A 20940-nucleotide genomic window follows, 5' to 3' on the forward strand; every position below is an offset into this window, starting at 1 on the left:
CAAACCCCCTCCTAAAAAAATCAATCCCGCTTGAGCGCTCTTCCGCCCTCAACGCCGGTCGCTTTACCCTGGTCAATGGAAAGCACGCCATTTACAAACAGATACCGCAGGCCTTCTGCATACTGATGCGGATCAAGGTAGGTGGCTCGGTCTGTATAATTATCCAGGTCTATGACCGCTATGTCCGCGTAGCATCCCTTTTCCAGTTTGCCTCGGCCCTTCAGATTGAACGTTTCTGCTGGAAGTGAGGTCATGGACCGGACAGCCGCGGTCAGGGTGAGCTGCTTTTCCTCGAGCACAAATGTTCTTATTTTTCTGGGGAAGGTGCCGTAACAGCGGGGGTGGGGTTTCAGGATATCCTTGGGTGTGGTCCAGCCGTCTGACCCGGTCATGATGTAGTCATAAGGCATGATATCACGCACGATGCTGATATCCTGAGAAAAAAAGACAGCAAGGGGCGGCCGTTCGCTCAAGACCATATCCACGAAGGATTCTGAGGGCTTTCGTTTTTCTATCTCAGCGATCTCCTTCAAGGTTTTTCCTTCGTAATCCCTGTTCATTGTGCATTCACTGATCAGGATCTTCTCCGGCTTGAGGTTGTTGAATGTTCCCTCAATAGCCTTTTTGATCTCCTTTTGACCTGCTTTGTTCTTATACTGTTCTTTGACTCCGCCGGCCTCTAAAAATTCCGAAGGAACTAAAAGGGTCAAATGCGAGGAACCCGCGTCATAGGGGTACTGGTCAGCAGTCACATCCAGGCCTTCAAGCCTGGCTTGTTCGATGATATCGAGAATATCCCGGGCCTTCATCCCGTTAACAGGGGCTGATATCTTCAGGTGGGAAATGTTCACCCGCGCCTCTGCCTGTCTCCCAATCTCGATCGCTTCCTTGATGGCCCGGCATACGCTTCTCTGGCCATCTTCAAGAAGAAGCCCGGATTCATCGCGAATATGACTCACATACAATCCGCCGTACTTTCTGGCAACCCTTGCCACTTCGATGAGCTCCTCGGTTTGAGCTAAAAAGCCGGGGGCATAGATAAGTCCTGTGGACAGCCCGATGGCGCCCATCTCCATGACCTCAGCCACCTTCCCTTTGAGCGCGTCGAGTTGTTTCTTGCTCGGTACTACAGGCTGATCATCCCCAAAGACCTCATTTCTGATCTCCCCGTGGGGCGCGAGATGAAAGACGTTCGTTCCAAACCCCAGGGAGTTGATTAGGTCAAACCAGTGGTTCACATCTGCATAACCTTCTCCGCAATTCCCAGTGATAACAGTCGTCACGCCCTGATAGAGGTAATTCCAGTTTCCTTTCCAGGAAGGGTTCGATGCGGCCCGCTCCGCCATGCTGCCGCTTCGCTTGAAGGTGGCGTCGCAATGGGTGTGAACGTCAATGAATCCCGGCGTGACGATCAGGCCTGTGGCGTCAATGGTTCTGGCCGCCTGTCCTGTGAGCGGCCCTATTTCTGCGACTTTATCGCCGCGTATCCCCACATCCGTCACGCTCGGCTCAGTTAGGCTCCCATCGAAGACCTTTCCACCTTTTATAACGCAGTCATAGGCCTTATCCATTTTCATTCACCTTTTTTACTGATCTGCGGGGATCATGTCGCGGAGCGCCATAAAGACGTCGGTCAGCCGTAAGATACCTACGATCTCCCTGTCCCTGGTGACCAGGAGCGATTGATGCTGGCCCATGACCAGCAGATGAATCGCTTCTTCGAGCAAGGCCTCGTCAGGGATGTACTCCCCCTCGGTGGGGGTATGCATGATTTCCTTGACCTTGATCTGGGTCGCTTTTTTAACGATATCTTCAAGGGGCGCTTGCCAGAGGCTGTATTTCCCCATGAGCGATTTAATGAAAGCCGGACGGAAACCGCTGTGCGATACAGCTTTGAGGTCTCCTATTTTTGTATACCCCGCCTCTACTCCTTTAATTGCGTCCAGCTGGCTGACCTTGCCCACGACATTGTCGTCTTTATCGTACACCAGAATGGCTCTATGTTTGTAGTGGGCGTGTTTAAACTGTTCCTGGGCCCTTTCCAGGGCCAGGACCGCTTCAGCGAGCGACGCATCCTCAGAAACAGTGGCGTACTCGGCCAGCGGAACCATAATATCTTTGACCTTGATCGCTGTCATACCGCACCTCCTGGGCTTTTCTTAGGAAATCCTCGGCCGGTTTTTATAATGAAACGCTCATAATTCTAAACCCGGGATTTGGGTCTAGACGTTTTTATCTTTTGACCATCTCAACCATATCCGCGTAAGAAACATGGCTCTTGTGTTTCGAAAGATCAGAGATAGAAGCGGCCCTGGATTTCAAAAGTCTCCAGGCGGCTCCCGGACCTGAGGAAAAAATCAAGTACTCTCTTATGTAAGTTAGTTTAATAAGGAACGAAAATAATTTCAATGAGAAACAGCCCATTGCGCTCAAGCAGGCGCTTTCGCAAGACCCATGGATCGGGACGAATCGTCTGAAAACCTGTCGCAACCGCGGTCGGCTGGACAGGGCCGGTTAGGCTTCTTCTGGAATTTTAAGTAAATACTTGATGGTCAATCCCTGAACGAGAATTGAGAAGACCACCACAGCGTAAGTCATGGCCAGAACGATCTCACGCTCGCGCCCGGCTGGCAGACTCAGGGCCAGCGCCACGGAAATTCCTCCACGCAGTCCCCCCCAGGTCATGATCTTGACCGCATGGGGGCTGAACTCACGGCCCAGCCTCATCAGGCTGATCGGAACCCCGATTGAAACGAACCTCGCCAGAAGCACAACCAATATCGCGAGACATCCTGCCACAAGGTACCAACCGGACAGGGTCAGGATCAGTATTTCTAAACCGATCAGGACAAAAAGCATGGCATTCAAGATTTCATCTACCATTTCCCAGAATGTATCGAGATGTTCCCTGGTTTTAGCCGACATGGCGAACCTGCGGCCGCGATTGCCCACGAACAGGCCCGCCACCACGATGGCCAGCGGCCCGGAGGTGTGCATGGTCAGAGCCAAGGCATATCCACCCGTGACCACAGCCAGGGTGATCAGTATTTCCAACTGGTAGTTGTCAACGCTCTTGAGAACATAGTAAGCCAGAAGACCCAGTAAAAAACCGTACACGATTCCGCCGACACCTTCTTCAAGGAAAAAGAGAGAGAGCTCGCTGAAATTTACCTCATGCTCGCCCGTGGCAATCCCCAGCAAGACAATGAAGAGAACCACGCCGATACCGTCATTGAATAAAGACTCTCCAGTGATCTTTGCTTCCAGGCCTTTCGGGGCCTTGGCCTTTCTGAGGATGCCCAGGACGCAAATGGGGTCGGTCGGGGAAATCAATGCCCCAAAGACCAAGCAGTAAATAAAGGCCAGGTTTAATCCCAGAGCCTGCAAAAGCAGGAAGGTGATGACTCCCACGATAAAAGTGGAGCTGACAGTGCCTAGCGTGGCGAAAATGCCTATCTCCCATTTCTTTTCGAGCAGGTCATTGATGTTGACATGGAGTGATCCGGCAAACAGAAGAAAACTGAGCAGGCCTCCCATCAAGGTCTTATTAAAGTCAATGCCTTGAACAAAGGCCCGGGCCTGGTCCTCGATTGCAAGGCCAAACCGGCCGGCAATGATCAGGCTCAAGGAAAGCAGAATAGTCATGAACATCAGGCCAATGGTGGTGGGCATCTTCAGGCAGCGATGATTGATGTAGCTGAGTAAGGCCGCTAATGTGATCAGGATCGAGACGATGGTGAAGAGGCTCATGCTTCCGTCCCCCGGGAAACGCTGATTTCCCTGAGTAAACATGAAAAGGTTCAAGGGTGTCAAGTGCCGGGTGTTACAGCCAAGGAATTTTATTTCCCCCGCCGGTTTTTAATGCTTACGAGTCTTTTCTTGGCTAATGTATAACCCTCAAGCCGGTCAGGACTGGATTCGGGGATGCCTCATTGATTCGGTTTTAGTAATAAAACATTGATGAACATCACTGGCCCTATGCTTCTCATGTTTGGAGGGCTGAAGAGAAATTTTTGTCACTCTTTTTTACGTCATGCCATAACACGCAGCTGTTCCTATTTTAGTAACCCTGGCGTGGTTTTTTATTGGCTAGAGATTGTTAGATATTTCACAAAAATACTTGCAGGGCCGGGAAAATATATGCTATGTAAAGGGCGATTTTGCAATAAAGGATTTCATGACTCTTATTTAAAGGAGGACTGATCTGTGGAAGAAGAAAGAGATGTTATGGAAGTTGATGTTCTATTTGTGGGGGGTGGCGTTGCCTGTCTTAGTGGGGCGTTGCATCTCGCAAATTTGATTAAAGAACATAATGAAAAGGTGGAAAAGGGGGAAGAAGGCGAGAAACTGGATGAGATCATGATCGCCATTCTGGAGAAGGGCGCCTATATAGGTTCTCATTCTATATCCGGCGCTGTCATGGATCCGGTAGCCCTAAAAGAGCTTATTCCGGACTTTTTGGAAAAAGGCGCTCCTCTGGAGGCTGAAATAAAAAAAGAAAAGGTCTGTCTGCTCACTAAAAAAGGCAAGATCGCATCCCCGATCACACCTCCCCCTCTCAATAATCACGGGAATTATATCGTCTCTCTTTCGCGGTTCACCGAATGGCTCGGTCAGATGGTTGAAGAGAGCGGGATTGATATCTTTCCCGGTTTCGCTGGCACCGAAGTTTTATATGACGGGAATCGAGTCATTGGAGTCAGAACGGGCGATAAAGGCATTGACGCTGATGGCAATAAAAAAGAAAATTATGAGCCGGGCATTGACTTGCAGGCCAAGGTCACCGTTTTTGGAGAAGGGTCGCGAGGCAGCCTCACTAAAACCCTGATAAAAAAGTTCAACCTGGACGCAGGCACGAATGCCGTGAATTACGTCCTTGGCGTTAAGGAGGTCTGGGAAGTCCCGGAAGGAAGAATTGAACCCGGCATGGTCTATCATACCCTGGGTTACCCGCTTAAAAGAAATACTTACGGCGGCGGGTTCATTTATGGCATGAAGAACAACCAGGTGTCCGTTGGTCTTTTAACAGGATTGGATTACCAGGACCCGCACCTGGACCCTCATATGGAATTTCAAAAATTCAAGCTCCATCCCCTGATGGCTGAAATCATCAAAGATGGTAAACTAGTCCAGTACGGGGCCAAAACAGCGCCTGTCGGCGGGTTCTTCGCCGTTCCCAAGCTCTTCTTTAACGGCGGCCTTATTGTCGGAGATTCAGCAAATCTCTTCATCAGCCAAAAGATCAAAGGCATACACATGGCCATGAAATCAGGGATGCTGGCTGCTGAAACAATCCTGGAAGCCCTGGTAAAAAGCGATTTTTCCGAAGCCGGCCTGAAGGAATATAAGACATCCCTGTATAACAGCTTCATCGGAAAAGAACTTAAAAAGGTACGGAATTTCCATCAGGCCTTTCAATCGGGACTCTACATCGCCCTCATCAAGGCAGGGTTCCAGTATGTCCTCGGTGGCAGAATTATCAAAAACCGCGTGACCACAGAGCCCGATTATATCCATCTTAAAAAGGTCATGGATGTTTACAGCACCCAAACGCCTTCCGATGAGCAGAAGGGCGCTATAAAGTTCGATGGCGAGCGTACCTTTGACAAGGAAACCGATGTCTACTATTCAGGGGCAACCCATGAAGAACAGCAGCCGGCTCACCTCAAGATAGCGGACCTCAATATTTGCTTTACCAAGTGCACTGAAGAATATCAAAACCCGTGCCTCAGATTCTGTCCCGCCAATGTTTATGAAATAGAGACCGACGAGGACACGGGTGAACGCACCATGAAACTCAATTTCTCCAACTGCGTCCACTGTAAAACCTGTGATATCAAAGATCCATATGAACTCATCACCTGGACGGCGCCGGAAGGAGGAGGAGGGCCAAAGTACACCATGGTTTAAATGGGCCTTTTTGAGGGGTTTCCGATTTTTTGTTTGCATTCCCTATTTAACTTTTGTATAAAGGCCTGATTGTTCGGAAACCCTCAAACAGGGTGAATACAGCCAAATTAAAAGTAAAATTGAGCCTAAGACGTGAGAACTCCGCACCAACGCAAGGAGAGTTCAGGAAACTCAGCGGAATAAAGCAGCGAGCAGAAACACTGTGTGGAAACTCCACCCAGACGAGGGAGGGGTTTATGGTATATCCAATTACCTCAGGAGGATGAGCATGGCAAACACAGAAACCCAAAGTATCCTGGTGGTCGGTAGCGGCATGAGCGGGCTTACAACGGCCATTGAAGCCGCTGAAGCGGGCTATGACACGTATATAATCGAAAAAAACCCCTACCTTGGAGGCAGGGTGGCCCAGCTTCATAACTACTTCCCCAAGTTATGCCCGCCGTATTGCGGCCTGGAAATCAACTTTCGCCGCATCAAGCAGAACCCCAGGATACGTTTCTTCACAATGGCCGAAGTGGAGAGTATTTCCGGCGAGGAAGGAAATTTCGATGTCACCGTCCGGTTGAATCCTCGCTATGTCAATGAAAAATGCACCGGCTGCGGCAAGTGCGCCGAAGCCTGCACCATGGAAATTGACAACTCTTTCAACTATGGCATGGATAAAATCAAGGCCGCCTACCTGCCTCATGATATGGCCTTTCCCATGCGGTACGTCCTGGATCCGAGTCTGGCAAAAAGCGATGAAGGGCAAAAAGTAAAAGAAGCGTGCCCGTATGACGCCATTGACCTGGATATGGAGCCAAAGACCATAGAGCTGAAGGTCGGCGCCGTGGTTTGGGCCACAGGATGGCAGCCTTATGATGCGGCCAAACTGGATACCTACGGCTTCGGGCAGTTTCCAAACGTGATCACCAATGTAATGATGGAAAGGCTGGCCGCGCTGAACGGGCCAACCCAGGGTAAAATCGTACGCCCTTCAGATGGCCAGCCCCCGGAAACCATCGGGTTCGTCCAGTGCGCCGGTTCTCGAGATGAAAACCACCTGCCTTACTGCTCTGGCATCTGCTGCCTGGCGTCCATGAAGCAGGCCACTTACGTCCGGGAGCAGTATCCGGATTCAAAGGTCTATATCTTTTTTATTGATATTCGAGCCACGGATCGGCTGGAGGAATTTTATTACAAGGTCAAACAGGATGAAAACATCCAGTTCTTTAAAGGGAAAGTGGCTAAAATAACTGAGGATGAAACCACCAAGGGCCTTATTTTGAGGGTCGAAGACACCACCTCCGAGGAGTTGCATGAAGTCTCCGTGGACATGGCGGTATTAGCCACCGGGATACAGCCCAATACGGCTGAAACTCCCATTCCCATCCAGGTTCCTTACGATGATTATGGTTTCGTGGCCTCCCAGGACGCCGGACCAGGGGTTTATGCCGCGGGCTGTGTGAGGACCCCGAATAACGTTTCCGAAGTGGTTCAGGACGGAACAGCCGCGGCCCTTAAAGCCATTCAATCCATAGCGAGGAGGTAGCCTGATGGAACAGAAGGTTGCAGTTTATGTTTGTACAGGATGCGGTATCGGAGATGCCCTTGAAATAGAAGAACTTAGTAAGGTGGCGACCGACGAAAAAAAGGTCCCTCTTTGTAAAACCCATCCAAACCTGTGCAGCCCGGAAGGGGTGGACCTGATCAAGAATGACATCGCCGGCGAGGGCGCCAATACTCTGGTCATTGCCGCCTGTTCGCTCAGGGTCATGTATGATGTGTTTAACTTCGACCAGTGCATCGTGGATCGGGTCAACCTCAGAGAACAGGTCGTCTGGTGTCAGAAGCCTAATGATGAGGATACCCAGATGATGGCCGAGGATTACCTGCGCATGAGCCTGGCCAAAGTAGAAAAAATGGAGCTTCCTGAGCCTTTTGAGCCGGAACAGGAAATTTCCAGAGATATCCTTGTCGTGGGAGGCGGTTTGGCCGGTATGACATCGGCCCTGGAAGGCGCCAAAGCCGGTTATTCGATAGTACTCGTTGAGAAAGAGCCCCAGCTGGGAGGGTTTCAGAACAAAGTCAGGCAGAAGGTTACATTTCCATACAAAGACTTTCAGGACAACGATATCGGTGAGCTGATCAAGGCTGTCACCGAGCATGAAAAAATTAAGGTCTATACCGACGCGGCAGTGGAAAAAACCGAAGGCGCGCCCGGCCTTTTTGAGGTCTCCATCAAATCAAACGGTTCTGTGGCTGAACACAGAGTCGGGGCCATTGTGCTTGCGGCCGGCTGGCAGCCTTATGACCCCAGCAAACTGGGCCCGAAATTGGGGTTTGGGGCCTCTCCGAACGTCATCACCAACGCCATGTTCGAAGAGATGTTCAAGGAGGAAAAATTCGCACGACCCAGCGATAAGCAGGGTCTAAAGAACGTAGCCTTCCTGCAGTGCGCCGGTCAAAGGGATCCGGATTATCTTCCCTATTGTTCCTCTATTTGCTGCCTCACGGCCTTAAGACAGGCCTGCCAGATAAAGGCTCAGGAACCGGATGCCAATGTGTACGTCGTTTATAAAGAGCTGCGTACACCCGGGCAGGCCGAGGATTTTTATCGCAAGGCACAGGAGGATGGAGTGATTTTTCTCCGCTGCCAGGACCCTGAGGTCAAGGCCAGCGGTGATCAGCTCGCCGTGGAGGCGGATGATGAACTCCTGGGCGAGAAGGTTCTGCTGGAAGACCTGGACATGGTGGTCTTAGCTACGGGCATGGTTCCGGTGACCGCCTTTGGGCCGGAATTTTCCATGCAGGAAACAAAGGAGGGGGAAGAGGAGAAAAAAGCAGAGAAGGAAGAGGAGGAAGTTTCCCCTGACATTATTCGATGCTCCGAGCTTCTGAATCTGGATTATCGTCAGGGCCCTGAACTTCCGGCTCTGAGGAACGATTTCCCTGATTCCAACTTCATCTGTTTCCCTTATGAAACAAGACGAACCGGAATTTACGCCGCCGGTTGTGTGCGCCGGCCCATGAGTACGGCCACGACCAGCGAGGATGCGGCCGGAGCGGTCATGAAAGCCATCCAGTGCGTCGAACTCACGGCTGGCGGTGCTTCTGTCCATCCCCGGGCCGGAGACCTGTCATATCCCGAACTTTTCATGCAGCGCTGCACCCAGTGCAAGCGCTGTACCATAGAGTGTCCCTTTGGGGTTTATAATGAGGATGAGAAAGCCAACCCCCTGCCCAACCCGACCCGCTGCCGGCGGTGCGGTATCTGCATGGGGTCCTGCCCCGAGCGGATCATTTCCTTCAAGAATTACTCGGTGGACATGATCGGGTCCATGATCAAGGCCATCGAAGTCCCGGAAGAGGACGAAGAAAAACCGCGGGTCCTGGCGCTTGTCTGCGAGAACGACGCCTACCCGGCCCTGGATATGGTCGGGATCAAGAGAATGCAGTATAACCCGTATCTCCGGGTTATCCCGCTCAGATGCCTGGGCTCGATTAACCTGGTCTGGATCGCCGACGCCTTATCCAAAGGCATTGACGGCATTCTCTTCTTCGGCTGCCGTCCCGGCGACGACTATCAGTGCCATTTCATTAAAGGCAGCGAACTGGCGGAATACAGGGCCGGTAAGATCGCCGAAACATTGGACCGGCTGGTCCTCGAGTCCGAACGCGTTCGAGTTGAGGAGGTTGCCATAACCGACTGGGAGCGCGTCCAGGCCATCTTAGAAGAATTCATGGAAACAGTGGAAAGGGTGGGTCCTAACCCTTACAAGGGATGGTAAGCCGATCGCCTTTTCTGCGATAAGAGGAAAAAGAGGAAAGCCGGGCGTAAGGATGCTCCAAGAAAAAGGAGGAGTCCGGCTTTCGGCCTGATCACAAGAGCCATAACAGCCCAATGATAAACAACTCTCTCTGGAGGTAGGAGGATGAGTGTCAAGGTTGATCCCAGCTTGATGAAGGAGCTCGAGAAATTTGGTTTGAAAGACGCCAATAAATGCTTTCACTGTGGAAACTGTACCGCGATCTGCCCCCTTTCCACGCCGGAAAATCCTTTCCCCAGGAAACTGCTGAAGTGGGCCCAGATGGGCCTTAAGGACAAGATCCTGCACAGTCCTGAACCCTGGCTCTGTTACTACTGCGGGGACTGTTCTGACACATGCCCCCGGGGCGCCGACCCGGGCGAGATGATGATGGTCATGCGGCGCTACCTGACCTCCCGCTACGACTGGACAGGTTTCTCGCGCAAGTTTTATACCTCTGAAAAATTTGAGATCATAGCCGTGGCCGTCGTCGGCCTCATTATCGGTCTGGCCTTATGGCTTTTCCATGGCAGCAACCCAAATATGGAGCACGCCTATCTAAATTCAGTCTGGCCTTGCGAGGCTATAGAGATCGCCGACCTCATTATGTTCTTCCTCCTGAGCGCCCTGCTTTTGAGCAACACCTATCGCTGCTTCCATTTTATAATGGGTGATCAAAAATTTAAAATTCCTCTTAAACATTATGTCATCGAGGCCAAGGAACTTGTTATCCATACGCTTACTCAAAAACAATTCCTTGAATGTACGGACAAAATGCTGTGGGTGGTCCACCTTCTGATCATGACCGGTTACAGCATTGTCTTCCTTCTGGTAGTGGTCTTTCTGGCCGGCGGTATTGATGTCATCGGGCTCTCATGGGAAAAGATTCGATTCCAGCGGGATGAGATCTATTCGATCTACCATCCCATACGCTTGCTGGGCTACTATGCAACCTTCGCCATCCTCTATGGCACCACCTACGCCATTATCGGACGCCTCAAAAAATCAAAAACGCCTTATAAAAGCTCCCATGGAACCGACTGGATGTTCCTTATTCTGCTGCAGCTCACGACCCTGACCGGCATCATGATCCATGCCACCCGGCTCCTGGATCTGGCCATGACGACCTACATCCTGTATGCGATTCACCTGTCCGTGGCCGTTCCCATGCTCGTTCTGGAGGTTCCGTTTGCCAAGTGGGCCCACCTGGCCTACCGCCCGGTGGTCATTTACTTGATGAAGGTTAAAGAAAGATATGCTCAAGAACAGCAAGGAAGCGTGACTTAGATATGCATTAATGGCGAAAAGTGTAAGTGAAGGAGCAATTTTATGAATTTTAGCTGAATGATCGGTATTCGGATAAAATGTCCGAACCTTGAAGATCTGAATCAGCCTAAAGGCAGGTTTTCTCGGTATCTAGTCAGGGAGCGCGGCGATATTATGATGAAGAGACATTTCCCAGATAGCCAATACGACCCCTGATTAATTCATTAATTTCATCTTTATATTTTACCATAAATTCTGTCATTTTTTTAGAGCGGCTAAGCAGAGCATGGATGTCTTTGTTCTTTAGAAGCGATGCTTCTACCAGCATATCATGTTCATGGAGAAAAGAAATGATTCTGTCTTCCGCGTTAAGCTCTATATGAAACCGATCTGTAAGGTAATCCAGCCAGTCTCCATATTCCTTCAGGTGGTCCAGTTGATCCACGGGAATTCCCATTGCCATGCTTATTTGAAATGCACTGCCAGGCAACAGACCGGACCCTCCAAGAAAATCCAGCACATGGGCCAGTTCATGGATAAGACTTGAATTATCAATATCCGATGTAATCGCCACGTAAATATTCTCGGCATCACTATCTTCTGTCTTTTTGGGATTGACAATAAGAGCCCCGCATTTATGGTGAACATCTCCGAGATTTCCTTTGTCAAAGGACTCCAACTCAACATATGCGTCAAAATCTATAAACTTAATTCCCAAGAACTCAGTGCTACCGGTCAGCTCCCTGATGTCCAAGGCCTCTGCAATCTCCTTTGAGCGGCCATAATTGACTTCGGGGAGGGCAGTAATTTTTTGGACAATCTCTTTCTTCATCTTTTCGGTTTGGATAACCCAGAGCTCCTCCTCCCGTCCCATATGACAGTTTTTGAACTTTTTTCCGCTGCCACATGGGCATGGTTCATTCCTGCCTATTTTTTTCATTATGGCCTCATTATTAGTATTGAATCAATTTCATGGGCTTAATGCCAGGGTTATTTTCATAGGGACCATCCTCTGTCATCTTCAGTCCCACTCAGAAATTCCTATGGGGGTTTACCTTGTGAGAAATCCAGATCTGTGGACGGTATCTGTTCAATTGTGCTCCGGCGAACCCCTTGGAGATTCAATAGGACGGACCCTGTACTTCTAACGGAGTTTATTCCTCAATTATCATGTCTTTGAGGCTATCGTAAGATGAAACGGGTATGGGATTCGTCCTTCCGGTAGCTGGGTCTAACATATGGCGATATGAGACATGGCGATGATAGTTATTCCACATCCAATCCCAGCCATCAACAAAATACGGGCATTCATCGTTGAAGCATATATACAAGAATTCACTGGTCCAGGTAGTGCTGCCACCAAACGGCGTTTGCGGGGCAGTACATTTGCTCATGGGCTTCCCGCAATATGGACACCTTGGTTTTTCAATGTTCTTGGACATATTTTCCTCCCAATTCGATCTCACGGGCGCCGCCCCAGAGTGTTCTTAAGCCGCCGTTTTACCATTTCCCAGGCAGTTTACGAAATGATCAGGCTATAAAAAAACCCCGGGCGCCTGGTAGCGCCCGGGGCATCCTGTCCATTCGTGACTACATACCAACCACCTTCTCAATCTTTATATAGCGAATGAGAGGCCGCTTGATCATCTCCCACTCATCCTTTTCGGAATCGTACTTGGAATTTACAAACACATCTCCCCAGTTTTCCTCATCAATCTTCGGAAAATCAGCACGATAGTAATAACCAGGCCACCTGGTCTCCTCGCGGTAAAGCTTATGCCTCACGTGCGCTTCTGCAATGTTGAGTCGGTGGACATTTTCCCAGTACCTCATTAGTTCATGGATATCTCGTGCAGCCACCTTATCCAGGTCCTCTTTGCAAAACTTAAGGTAATCTAAAGCAATGTTGAGGGTCGTGGCGCTACAGTTATACTGGGAACCCCAGCCAGCTGCATACTCGTCCATAATCTTCTGGATACGGAACATGAGCATCTTGGGATCAATGTAATTGGGATTGACCTCTTCCGAGTAAGTATAGCCGACATGTTCGTCTCTGACGGCATAGTCCTTGTTATCCTCGTAGACCTTGAGCGGGGCATAAGTCTTTTCCTTGAGCTCATTGACTTTTGCCTCGTCTACCTCTGGCATATCCGGATTCTCCACACAGAACTTGATGGCTGCCTTGGCCGCAATCCTTCCTTCAGTAAAGGACCCTGATGTGAACTTGTGACTGGAGTCGCCCACACCATCTCCCGCTGCGAAGAGCCCTGTGATTGTGCTCATACGATTATAGCCCCAGAAGTATTCGCTCTTAGACTCATCCGTCTGAAGATCTTCAGGACCACTGCACCATGCGCCTGAAGCTCCAGAGTGGGAACCAATGAAGTAAGGCTCAGATGGTGCAATTTCTGACGGTCCTTGCTCAGGATAGATGTTTCTAGAGGCCCACAGCATGGCCTGGCTGATAGTCATATCCAGGAAGTCTTCCCAGGCCTCAGCCTCAAGTTCTTTTAATTTTCTCTTTTTCATTTTCTCATCTGGGGCTTCAGAAGCGATTTTTTCAATAGCCTTATCGGTATGCATCAAGATAGGCGAGTCACCCTTCTCATACATCTCCTTCATCATGAGGTGGTTCCTGAGACAGGTGGGAATGGGTTTTACCGCCCCGTACGGAAGCCAGTTGTGTAGTTCCCCACCTTCCTTGAACCCTTCGGCCATATAGTTGGTGCCGCTGGCCGAGGTAGCTGTTGCTTTAAACAGCAAGAACCACGCGCCAACGGGCCCATACGCGTCCTTAAACCGGGTTGGGATAAAGATTACCTCCTGCGAACTCATTTCCGCACCAGCCATCTGCATCAATGAGGAACTTGACCCGGATTGCCAAGGCGGGTACCAGGCTCGGCCTAAGCCTTCACCTGTGGAACGAGGTCTAAAGACGTGAACCGCGCCACCGGCCGCTACTAAGGCTGTCTTACATTTGAAGACATAAAATTCATAGGGTTCCCTGACGTTCATTCCCACGGCGCCGGCTATGCGGTTCTTGTCATTCTTATCAAGAAGGAGGTGAGTTACAAACACCCTTTCTACGATTTCACCGTCATCTTCCAAGGTGGCCATGGAGTTTTTAGCCGCCTCGGCCAAAATCAGCTTATAGGACTCGCCATTGATCATGAGCTGCCATCGCCCTTCATGAACATAATTTCCCTCGGCGTCCTTCCATATCGGAAGGCCGAATCCTTCAAACATATTCACTGAGCCGTTGACATGGCGGGCAATGTCCATTACCAGGTCCTGACGGCAGAGGCCCATAAGGTCCTGCTGGACATAGCTCAGATAATCAATGGGTGAATTATCCCCTACATACTGGTTAATGGCGGAAAGCCCCATTGCCACGGCTCCGCTTCGATCGAAAGCGGCCTTATCAACCAAGACAACTTTTTGGCCATGCTTCTTGGCCCAGTATGCTGCCTCAACGGCCGCTCCGGTCGCTGCCATTCCACCCCCTATGATCAAGAGATCTGTGGTAACTTCTTTGGTAGGAAATTCCTGCATAATTTATCTCCTTTTCTTATTACTCAAGTGTCCATAGCTTATCGGCTTTTAATGAGGCCGGCTCCGTGGCCAGTAATTGATCATCTAAAGTTCCAGGACCAAAATCAAATCCGCCATCTGGGGGCGCAGTTCCTTCAGGAGTCGTTCTAATGGGGAACTTGAATCGTTTAAGCGATCCATCACGAAATTTCACTGTCCACATAATGTCCTCAGAACCGCGCAGAGGCACGACACTGGCGCCCATGGGCATAAAGTCGGCATAACCTCTTACATCAATGGCTTGCTGGGGGCAGATTTTAACGCAATTATAACACTCCCAACACATGGAAGGCTCCTGGTTATAGGCCTTCATTTTCTCCTTATCCAAAACCATCAAGTCATTGGGGCAGATATACAAACAAGCGGTTCTGTCCAGCCCTTTACAACCATCGCATTTTTCTGTTATGACAAAACTTGGCATCTCTTTCCTCCTAATTCTTAGTATTCAACTCATTTGATGAGCCACGAACATCCTCAAAGCTCTTGCACCTTCCTTCTCTTCTCCTAACACCTCCTTGATAATTAGTAATTTCTATCAACCGAAGGTTGATCCATTCAAGGGTTGACCTTTTAATTATGAATACTCCTTATTTATTAATTTGCCCCAGAGGGGACTTTCAAACGAAAGAGTAACCAGACTTAAGAAGACTAAAAGTCGGGAGTAGGCTTACATTTGGCCTGTGTTAAAATGGTCCTTTTTGCCTCACCCTTGCAAGGGATTACCCCTTGTGCAATTTTGGACAATCTAACCTAGGCTTTTCTTGCTGTCAAGAAAAATTTAGACCAGGGTCCCTATAATCCCGGATATGGTTCAAATAAGGCCGTCCTTTCGATATCAGATGTTGATATAATTACACTAAATTAACAATCAAACGGGCCGGGTCATGAATGATCGCCAGTGAGCCCATAAGGAATGCTCAGGTAGCGCTCTGGCCCGGTAGAGCGCTATTCTGCCGCCTCCGGCCCAAGGTGAATCAAGGTCGGCTGAATTTGACCATTCCCAAAAACGCTTGAGCTGCTTATACTTTCAACGGAAAAAATTTGCTTTACATTAATGGTTTTGATAAGGTGAATCATCCTTTAAGCATAGTTAGACTATTGTTTGCCATGTTCATCGAAAAACAGGGTCAGGGTCGGTATTTTGAGTTATGGGCCTAATAGATCACCGGAACGACTGCTTGGCGCGGGTCATTACTCTAGTGTAACACGAGGACAAAGAATGAAAGTCAGCAAGAAATATTGGGTCTTCGGTGTTCTGTGTGTTTTTTTGATCATTTTCTTCGTTTATCCAGTATGTGTTGAAGGTGCGACCCATGTTTCTACGGAAGCATCCCAGGGGCATGCCTGGTGGTTTTGGCCTCTTATCCTTTTTGTGGCCACTTTTGCCATGGGTATTTTTGCTGTCCTGGGAGGGGTTGGGGGAGGTGTCCTTTTTGTTCCCATTATCAGCGGTTTTTTCCCGTTTCATTTAGACTTTGTCAGGGGTACCGGGCTTCTGGTGGCCCTGTCCGGCGCGCTGGCCGCCGGCCCTGGTCTGCTCAAGATGAACCTGGCCAGTCTGAGGCTGGCCATTCCTGTGGCCCTCATCGCCTCCACCTTTGCCATTATCGGGGCCATAATTGGCCTGGCGCTTCCGACCAACATCGTCCAGGTCTGCCTTGGGGCCACCATCATCGGCATCTGTGTCCTCATGCTCCTGGCCAAGAAGTCCGAACAGCCGGATGTGCCTCGGTCCGACCGGCTTTCTTCGGCCTTGCGTATTTACGGGGTTTATCAGGAAATCAGCACCGGCCAGGTCATTGACTGGAAGATTCACCGCACGCCCCTGGGTCTGTGCTTATTCACCGTCATCGGGATCATGGCCGGTATGTTTGGGCTGGGGGCCGGCTGGGCCAACGTGCCGGTGCTCAACCTGGTCTTAGGGGCGCCTTTAAAGATCAGCGTGGCCACGAGCAAGTTTCTCCTTTCCATCACCGACACCTCTGCTGCCTGGATTTACATAAACAAGGGGTGCGTCATCCCCATGATGGTGGTTCCTTCCCTGGTCGGGATCATGCTGGGGTCCTTTGTGGGGGTTCGCCTGCTGGTGATTACCAAACCCACCGTCATCCGCTGGATAGTGATTACCATACTTGCCTTTGCCGGGATCAGGGCCCTGCTCAAAGGATTTGGCATTTAAGTCCGGGGAGAGACAGGAGGATAAGGTCATGGCCGACAACCTTGAAACTGAATTAGCCGTGAGACCGGAGCAGGTCCGTTATGCCGGTATTTTAGAAAAAGGGATGTACCTTGGTCTGGGGATTCTATTGTTTACCTTTGCCATTTATGCCTTGGGTATCATTAAGCCTTACATCCCCACCGATGAAATTTCCCGGTACTGGGGCCTGAATGTCCATGATTATCTTCTTCAGACCGATATCAAGAATGGCTGGGGCTGGCTCGGGATGCTCCGCTATGGAGACTTCATCAATTTTATCGGGATTGCGATCCTGGCCGGCGTAACCATCATCTGTTATCTAGCCATTGTGCCGGTCCTTTTTAAAAACAATGATAGGATTTATGCAGTTTTGGCCCTGCTGGAGGCCGTGATCCTTTCCCTTGCAGCCAGTGGAATCCTGGCCGTGGGACACTGAAGACCGTTAAGAGTCAATTTAAAAGACAGTAAATGTCAAAGTGATGAGGGATGCGTTGAAAAAACGACAGACAGGCCCGGCGGAAAAGACCCTCAAAGAAGTAGCCATTGCCGGTGTTAAGTTCTTCGTGGGGCTTAGAATCAAACCCCCGGGATGGGCTTGGGAATATCAATGCTGGGAAGGCTAAAGCCGAAATTCTGGGATTATCAGGACGTCGCGGCGGGCCCGTTCAAGCGCCTGTTTAACTTCCGCCGCATCTGGATGCTGGCGGTCCTGCTCACCACGGTGGTCACCCTGGTGCCGCTGATTTCCATAATCCTGATTGATTACAAAGTAACGCAAAACTCCATTGAGTCCGAAATCCTCCTGCGCTCGTCCCGACTCGTTTCCAATACTCGACGAACGGTCTCCTTCTTCCTGACTGAACGCAGATCCGTCTTGAATTTCATGGCCCAGGACTATACTCGCGAGGAATTGAACGACCCGGACCGACTCGCCTTAATTCTGAAAAATCTGCAAAAGGCCTTTGGCGGATTCACGGACCTCGGGATAATCAACCCCTTAGGCATTCAGAAGGCCTACACGGGTCCTTACCAGCTTAAAGGCAAGGACTACACCGACCAGTGGTGGTTCAAGGAAGTCCTGTACCGCGACGTTTTTATCAGCGATGTCTTCATGGGCCTCCGACAGGTGCCGCATTTGATCATCGCGGTCAAACACACCAAGCCAGACGGCTCGTTTTACGTGCTTCGGGCCACAGTGGATACCAGCCAGTTCGACCAACTGCTTTCACAGCTTGAGGTGAGCGGGGAAGGCGACGCTTTCATTATCAACCACCAGGGAAAGCTCCAGACCCCGTCCCGCTACCATGGCAAGGTCCTTGAAACAATCTCCTTGCCTGTCCCGAAATACTCACGCCGAACCCAGGTGCTCGAAGGCAAAAATACGGATGGCAAAGCGCTTCTCATCGGTTACGCCTATATTGCCGAGACCCCCTTCATCCTGATGATCGTCAAGCAGAAGGACATACTCATGAAGCCCTGGTATAAAACTCGCTTCCAGCTTATTGGATTTCTGGCGGCCAGCGTTATCATCATCCTGATCGTGATCGTGGGCGTATCCACCTATCTGGTGACCAAGATACAGGAAGCGGATTATAGGCGCATCATTAGCCTGCACGAGGTGGAATACTCCAACAAGTTAGCCTCTATCGGACGCCTGGCCGCGGGCGTGGCCCACGAGATCAACAACCCCCTGGCCATCATCAACGAAAAAACCGGACTGATAAAGGACCTGCTCACTATCAAAAAGGAACAGGTCGAGTCCCAAAAACTAATCAGCTTTGCGGACTCGATCCTGGCCTCGGTCGAGCGCTGCGCGGCCATCACCGGCCGGTTATTGGGTTTTGCGCGGCATATTGACGTCAGTATTCAGGCTATCAACCTGAAGGAAGTCATCCACGAAGCCATTGATTTTCAAGGCAAGGAGGCTGAATACAGGTCCATCGAGGTCTCCGTGGATGTGCCTGACGACATCCCCCGGTTCGAAAGCGACCGAGGCAAACTGCAGCAGGTTTTCATCAACCTGCTCAACAATGCCTTCGCCGCCTTGAGCGACGGCGGACATTTAAGCATTACCGCCAGGCAGGAGAACAAAGACCTCGTTTCCATCACCTTTACCGATGACGGATGCGGCATCCCCGCGGAAGACCTCGATCGTATCTTCGAGCCCTTCTTTTCCACCAGAACGACAAAAGGCGGGACCGGCCTCGGCCTGTCCATTACATACGGCCTCATCCAGGAAATCGGAGGCAGAATCAACGTGCAAAGCGAACTGGGAAAAGGAACGAGTTTCAACATCACTTTACCTCTTAAACCGCCTGAAAATGAGAGGTGAAAAAAATGCGGGTATTACTAGTGGACGACGAGGAAGAGCTGGTCTCTGCCTTGGCAGAGCGGCTGTCCATCAGGGGTATTAAGGCAGACTGGGTAACCTCTGGAGAGGACGCGCTGAAGCGCATTCAAAGCGAAACTTACGACCTGGCCTTATTGGACGTGAAACTCCCCAGGATGAGCGGGCTCAAGCTGAAAAAGCTTTTACAAGAAAAAAATCCTGAGCTGAAATTCATCTTTTTCACGGGGCATGGTTCAGAAAACGATTTCAAGGTTGGATCAGCCGAAGCTGGTGCACAATACTATCTGGCGAAACCGGTCAATATCGAGGTCCTTGTCCAGAAAATGAATGAAGTTCTCGAGAAGTAAGGAGGTATGTCTTGGATTGGCATCATGAGACGAGCGGCTGGTCTGGACTCCAGTTCTTCGGGAAGATGTCTGCTTCTATCTCTCACGAGATAAAGAACGCCCTGGCTACTATCAACGAAACGGCCGGACTTCTAGAAGACCTGACCTTTCTGGCAGAGAAAGGGAAGCCTCTGGATTCGGAACGTCTCAAGACCCTGTCTGGAAGAATCATGAAGCAGGTACGACGTGCCGATGAAATCGTCAAAAACATGAACCGGTTCGCCCACAGCATTGATGACTCGGTAAAAAGCGTTGAACTGGGCGAAGTTCTGAAGCTGATGGCCGCTCTTTCAGAAAGGTTCGCTTCCATGCGGGGTATAACGCTGGAAATGAATCCTCCCTCCAGTCCGGTGGCCATCACGACCGATCCTTTTTTCTTGAACCACCTTCTTTGGAGGTGCGTGGACTTCGCCATGAACGCCGCCGGGCAGGGAAAGACCGTCGGCCTTTTGACCGAAGAAACGGAAAACGGCCCGCGGATCAGATTCACGCGGCTCGAAGGTCTGGCTGAAGCGCCGGCGGGCACGTTTCCGGCCCAAGGGGAAAAGGACCTGCTTGATGCGCTTAAGGCTGAACTGAGAGTGGATGCCGAGGCCGGGGAGCTTGTCCTTGCTTTGTCCAGAGATATCAGCCCGTGAATACCGGCCGACCGTTTAAGTGGGGTAATTACTCTGTCTCCTAAAAATTAGGGAGTAGAATCATGCCTGAAAAAGTATTGCTTGTGGATGACGAAGAGGATTTCCTGGAAGCCCTGGCCGAGAGGATGCAGGCCAGAGGCATGGAGGTCTCAACAACCACTTCCGCCAGGGACGCCCTTAAAATGACGGAGCAGGAATCATACGATGCCATTGTCCTGGACCTTATGATGCCTGAAATGGATGGCCTCGAGGTCCTTAAAACCATCAAGAATAGGAACCCCGAGTTGCAGATCATCCTGCTCACCGGCCACGCCACCGTAGAAAAAGGCATCGAGGCCATGAAACTCGGGGCCATGGACTTCATTGAAAAACCGGCTGACCTGAAAGACCTGATGGAAAAAATCAAAAAGGCCCAGGCCCAGAAACTGATCCTGGTGGAAAAACAGACCACGGATAAGATTAAAAAAATCATTCAGAGCAAGGCCTGGTAAATGAAAGGCCTGCCTTTGCCTTCTACTGACCCCAGGCCGTTTTTTCGATGCGGACAGATGTGCGCTGGTGTTTCGCCAAAGCGGGATTGATATCTTTAGAGTATTTAAGGGAGTGGTTCCAACTCAGGACTTGGGCCTCAAGAGGCCCTGACCAGATTTCAGTTAATTGCTCAACTAGATTTAAAATAATTTCCGAGCGGTCCCTGTCAGGACCTCCAAAAAGGGACGACTGAGTCCTGCGTTTAATTCATTAAAAAATTATAGAACTAAGTTAAATTCAAGTGGAGACAAAAATAGCTGGTTGTGGTATTCATTTTATAAGG

16 protein-coding genes are annotated in these 20940 nt (G+C 50.3%); 10 read left to right on the plus strand and 6 right to left on the minus strand.

Annotation, left to right across the window (positions count from 1 at the left end; translation table 11 throughout):
- Positions 1-20 precede the first annotated feature (20 nt).
- The 3 genes from JRI95_02500 to JRI95_02510 all read right to left on the minus strand — a co-directional run bounded on the left by JRI95_02500 (position 21) and on the right by JRI95_02510 (position 3750).
- Positions 21-1571, minus strand: a complete 1551-nt coding sequence (locus JRI95_02500; GenBank protein ID MBW2060413.1) for a D-aminoacylase — start codon at positions 1569-1571, stop codon at positions 21-23.
- 15 nt (positions 1572-1586) lie between these two features.
- Positions 1587-2138 (minus strand): CBS domain-containing protein, encoded by a 552-nt coding sequence (locus JRI95_02505; GenBank protein MBW2060414.1) that lies wholly within the window; start codon positions 2136-2138, stop codon positions 1587-1589.
- A gap of 376 nt (positions 2139-2514) precedes the next feature.
- Positions 2515-3750, minus strand: coding sequence for a sodium:proton antiporter (locus tag JRI95_02510; protein ID MBW2060415.1), 1236 nt, complete (start codon positions 3748-3750; stop codon positions 2515-2517).
- A gap of 456 nt (positions 3751-4206) precedes the next feature.
- Between JRI95_02510 and JRI95_02515 the strand changes: the two genes are divergently transcribed.
- From JRI95_02515 to JRI95_02530, 4 genes are all read left to right on the plus strand, one after another.
- Positions 4207-5910, plus strand: coding sequence for an electron transfer flavoprotein-ubiquinone oxidoreductase (locus JRI95_02515; GenBank protein MBW2060416.1), 1704 nt, complete (start codon positions 4207-4209; stop codon positions 5908-5910).
- 268 nt (positions 5911-6178) lie between these two features.
- Positions 6179-7441, plus strand: coding sequence for a CoB--CoM heterodisulfide reductase iron-sulfur subunit A family protein (locus tag JRI95_02520; protein MBW2060417.1), 1263 nt, complete (start codon positions 6179-6181; stop codon positions 7439-7441).
- A gap of 4 nt (positions 7442-7445) precedes the next feature.
- Positions 7446-9680: a hydrogenase iron-sulfur subunit gene (locus JRI95_02525; GenBank protein ID MBW2060418.1), complete on the plus strand. Its 2235-nt coding sequence runs from the start codon at positions 7446-7448 to the stop codon at positions 9678-9680.
- A gap of 144 nt (positions 9681-9824) precedes the next feature.
- Positions 9825-10985 (plus strand): 4Fe-4S dicluster domain-containing protein, encoded by a 1161-nt coding sequence (locus tag JRI95_02530; GenBank protein ID MBW2060419.1) that lies wholly within the window; start codon positions 9825-9827, stop codon positions 10983-10985.
- Between the two features lie 151 nt (positions 10986-11136).
- Here the strand turns inward: JRI95_02530 and JRI95_02535 are convergent, their stop codons facing one another.
- The 3 genes from JRI95_02535 to aprB all read right to left on the minus strand — a co-directional run bounded on the left by JRI95_02535 (position 11137) and on the right by aprB (position 14976).
- Positions 11137-11904 (minus strand): SEC-C domain-containing protein, encoded by a 768-nt coding sequence (locus JRI95_02535; protein ID MBW2060420.1) that lies wholly within the window; start codon positions 11902-11904, stop codon positions 11137-11139.
- Between the two features lie 650 nt (positions 11905-12554).
- Positions 12555-14516, minus strand: a complete 1962-nt coding sequence (aprA, locus tag JRI95_02540; protein ID MBW2060421.1) for an adenylyl-sulfate reductase subunit alpha — start codon at positions 14514-14516, stop codon at positions 12555-12557.
- A gap of 19 nt (positions 14517-14535) precedes the next feature.
- Entirely contained in the window at positions 14536-14976 is a 441-nt protein-coding gene (gene aprB, locus JRI95_02545) for an adenylyl-sulfate reductase subunit beta (protein MBW2060422.1), read from the minus strand.
- 798 nt (positions 14977-15774) lie between these two features.
- On the opposite strand from aprB, the gene JRI95_02550 reads away from it, so the two are divergent.
- The 6 genes from JRI95_02550 to JRI95_02575 all read left to right on the plus strand — a co-directional run bounded on the left by JRI95_02550 (position 15775) and on the right by JRI95_02575 (position 20617).
- The gene (locus JRI95_02550; GenBank protein ID MBW2060423.1) at positions 15775-16734 is read left to right on the plus strand and encodes a sulfite exporter TauE/SafE family protein; all 960 of its coding nucleotides are present in this window, start codon (positions 15775-15777) and stop codon (positions 16732-16734) included.
- Between the two features lie 28 nt (positions 16735-16762).
- A complete protein-coding gene (locus JRI95_02555) occupies positions 16763-17188 on the plus strand; it encodes a DUF1634 domain-containing protein (protein MBW2060424.1) in 426 nt (141 codons plus the stop codon).
- A 153-nt stretch (positions 17189-17341) separates the two neighbouring features.
- Positions 17342-19084 (plus strand): two-component sensor histidine kinase, encoded by a 1743-nt coding sequence (locus JRI95_02560; protein ID MBW2060425.1) that lies wholly within the window; start codon positions 17342-17344, stop codon positions 19082-19084.
- 5 nt (positions 19085-19089) lie between these two features.
- Positions 19090-19449 (plus strand): response regulator, encoded by a 360-nt coding sequence (locus JRI95_02565; GenBank protein ID MBW2060426.1) that lies wholly within the window; start codon positions 19090-19092, stop codon positions 19447-19449.
- Between the two features lie 11 nt (positions 19450-19460).
- Positions 19461-20126, plus strand: coding sequence for a HAMP domain-containing histidine kinase (locus JRI95_02570; GenBank protein ID MBW2060427.1), 666 nt, complete (start codon positions 19461-19463; stop codon positions 20124-20126).
- A gap of 62 nt (positions 20127-20188) precedes the next feature.
- The gene (locus tag JRI95_02575) at positions 20189-20617 is read left to right on the plus strand and encodes a response regulator (protein MBW2060428.1); all 429 of its coding nucleotides are present in this window, start codon (positions 20189-20191) and stop codon (positions 20615-20617) included.
- The last annotated feature ends 323 nt before the right edge of the window (positions 20618-20940 follow it).

It is taken from the genome of Deltaproteobacteria bacterium, assembly GCA_019308995.1.
GTDB lineage: Bacteria > Desulfobacterota > Desulfarculia > Adiutricales > JAFDHD01 > JAFDHD01.

Coding starts and splice junctions, on each gene's coding strand:
- JRI95_02555 (MBW2060424.1), top strand. CDS start 16,763: ATGGCCGACAACCTTGAAACTGAATTAGCCGTGAGACCGGAGCAGGTC.
- aprA (MBW2060421.1), bottom strand. CDS start 14,516: ATGCAGGAATTTCCTACCAAAGAAGTTACCACAGATCTCTTGATCATA.
- JRI95_02520 (MBW2060417.1), top strand. CDS start 6,179: ATGGCAAACACAGAAACCCAAAGTATCCTGGTGGTCGGTAGCGGCATG.
- aprB (MBW2060422.1), bottom strand. CDS start 14,976: ATGCCAAGTTTTGTCATAACAGAAAAATGCGATGGTTGTAAAGGGCTG.
- JRI95_02575 (MBW2060428.1), top strand. CDS start 20,189: ATGCCTGAAAAAGTATTGCTTGTGGATGACGAAGAGGATTTCCTGGAA.
- JRI95_02565 (MBW2060426.1), top strand. CDS start 19,090: ATGCGGGTATTACTAGTGGACGACGAGGAAGAGCTGGTCTCTGCCTTG.
- JRI95_02525 (MBW2060418.1), top strand. CDS start 7,446: ATGGAACAGAAGGTTGCAGTTTATGTTTGTACAGGATGCGGTATCGGA.
- JRI95_02500 (MBW2060413.1), bottom strand. CDS start 1,571: ATGGATAAGGCCTATGACTGCGTTATAAAAGGTGGAAAGGTCTTCGAT.
- JRI95_02530 (MBW2060419.1), top strand. CDS start 9,825: ATGAGTGTCAAGGTTGATCCCAGCTTGATGAAGGAGCTCGAGAAATTT.
- JRI95_02550 (MBW2060423.1), top strand. CDS start 15,775: ATGAAAGTCAGCAAGAAATATTGGGTCTTCGGTGTTCTGTGTGTTTTT.
- JRI95_02535 (MBW2060420.1), bottom strand. CDS start 11,904: ATGAAAAAAATAGGCAGGAATGAACCATGCCCATGTGGCAGCGGAAAA.
- JRI95_02560 (MBW2060425.1), top strand. CDS start 17,342: ATGGGCTTGGGAATATCAATGCTGGGAAGGCTAAAGCCGAAATTCTGG.
- JRI95_02505 (MBW2060414.1), bottom strand. CDS start 2,138: ATGACAGCGATCAAGGTCAAAGATATTATGGTTCCGCTGGCCGAGTAC.
- JRI95_02510 (MBW2060415.1), bottom strand. CDS start 3,750: ATGAGCCTCTTCACCATCGTCTCGATCCTGATCACATTAGCGGCCTTA.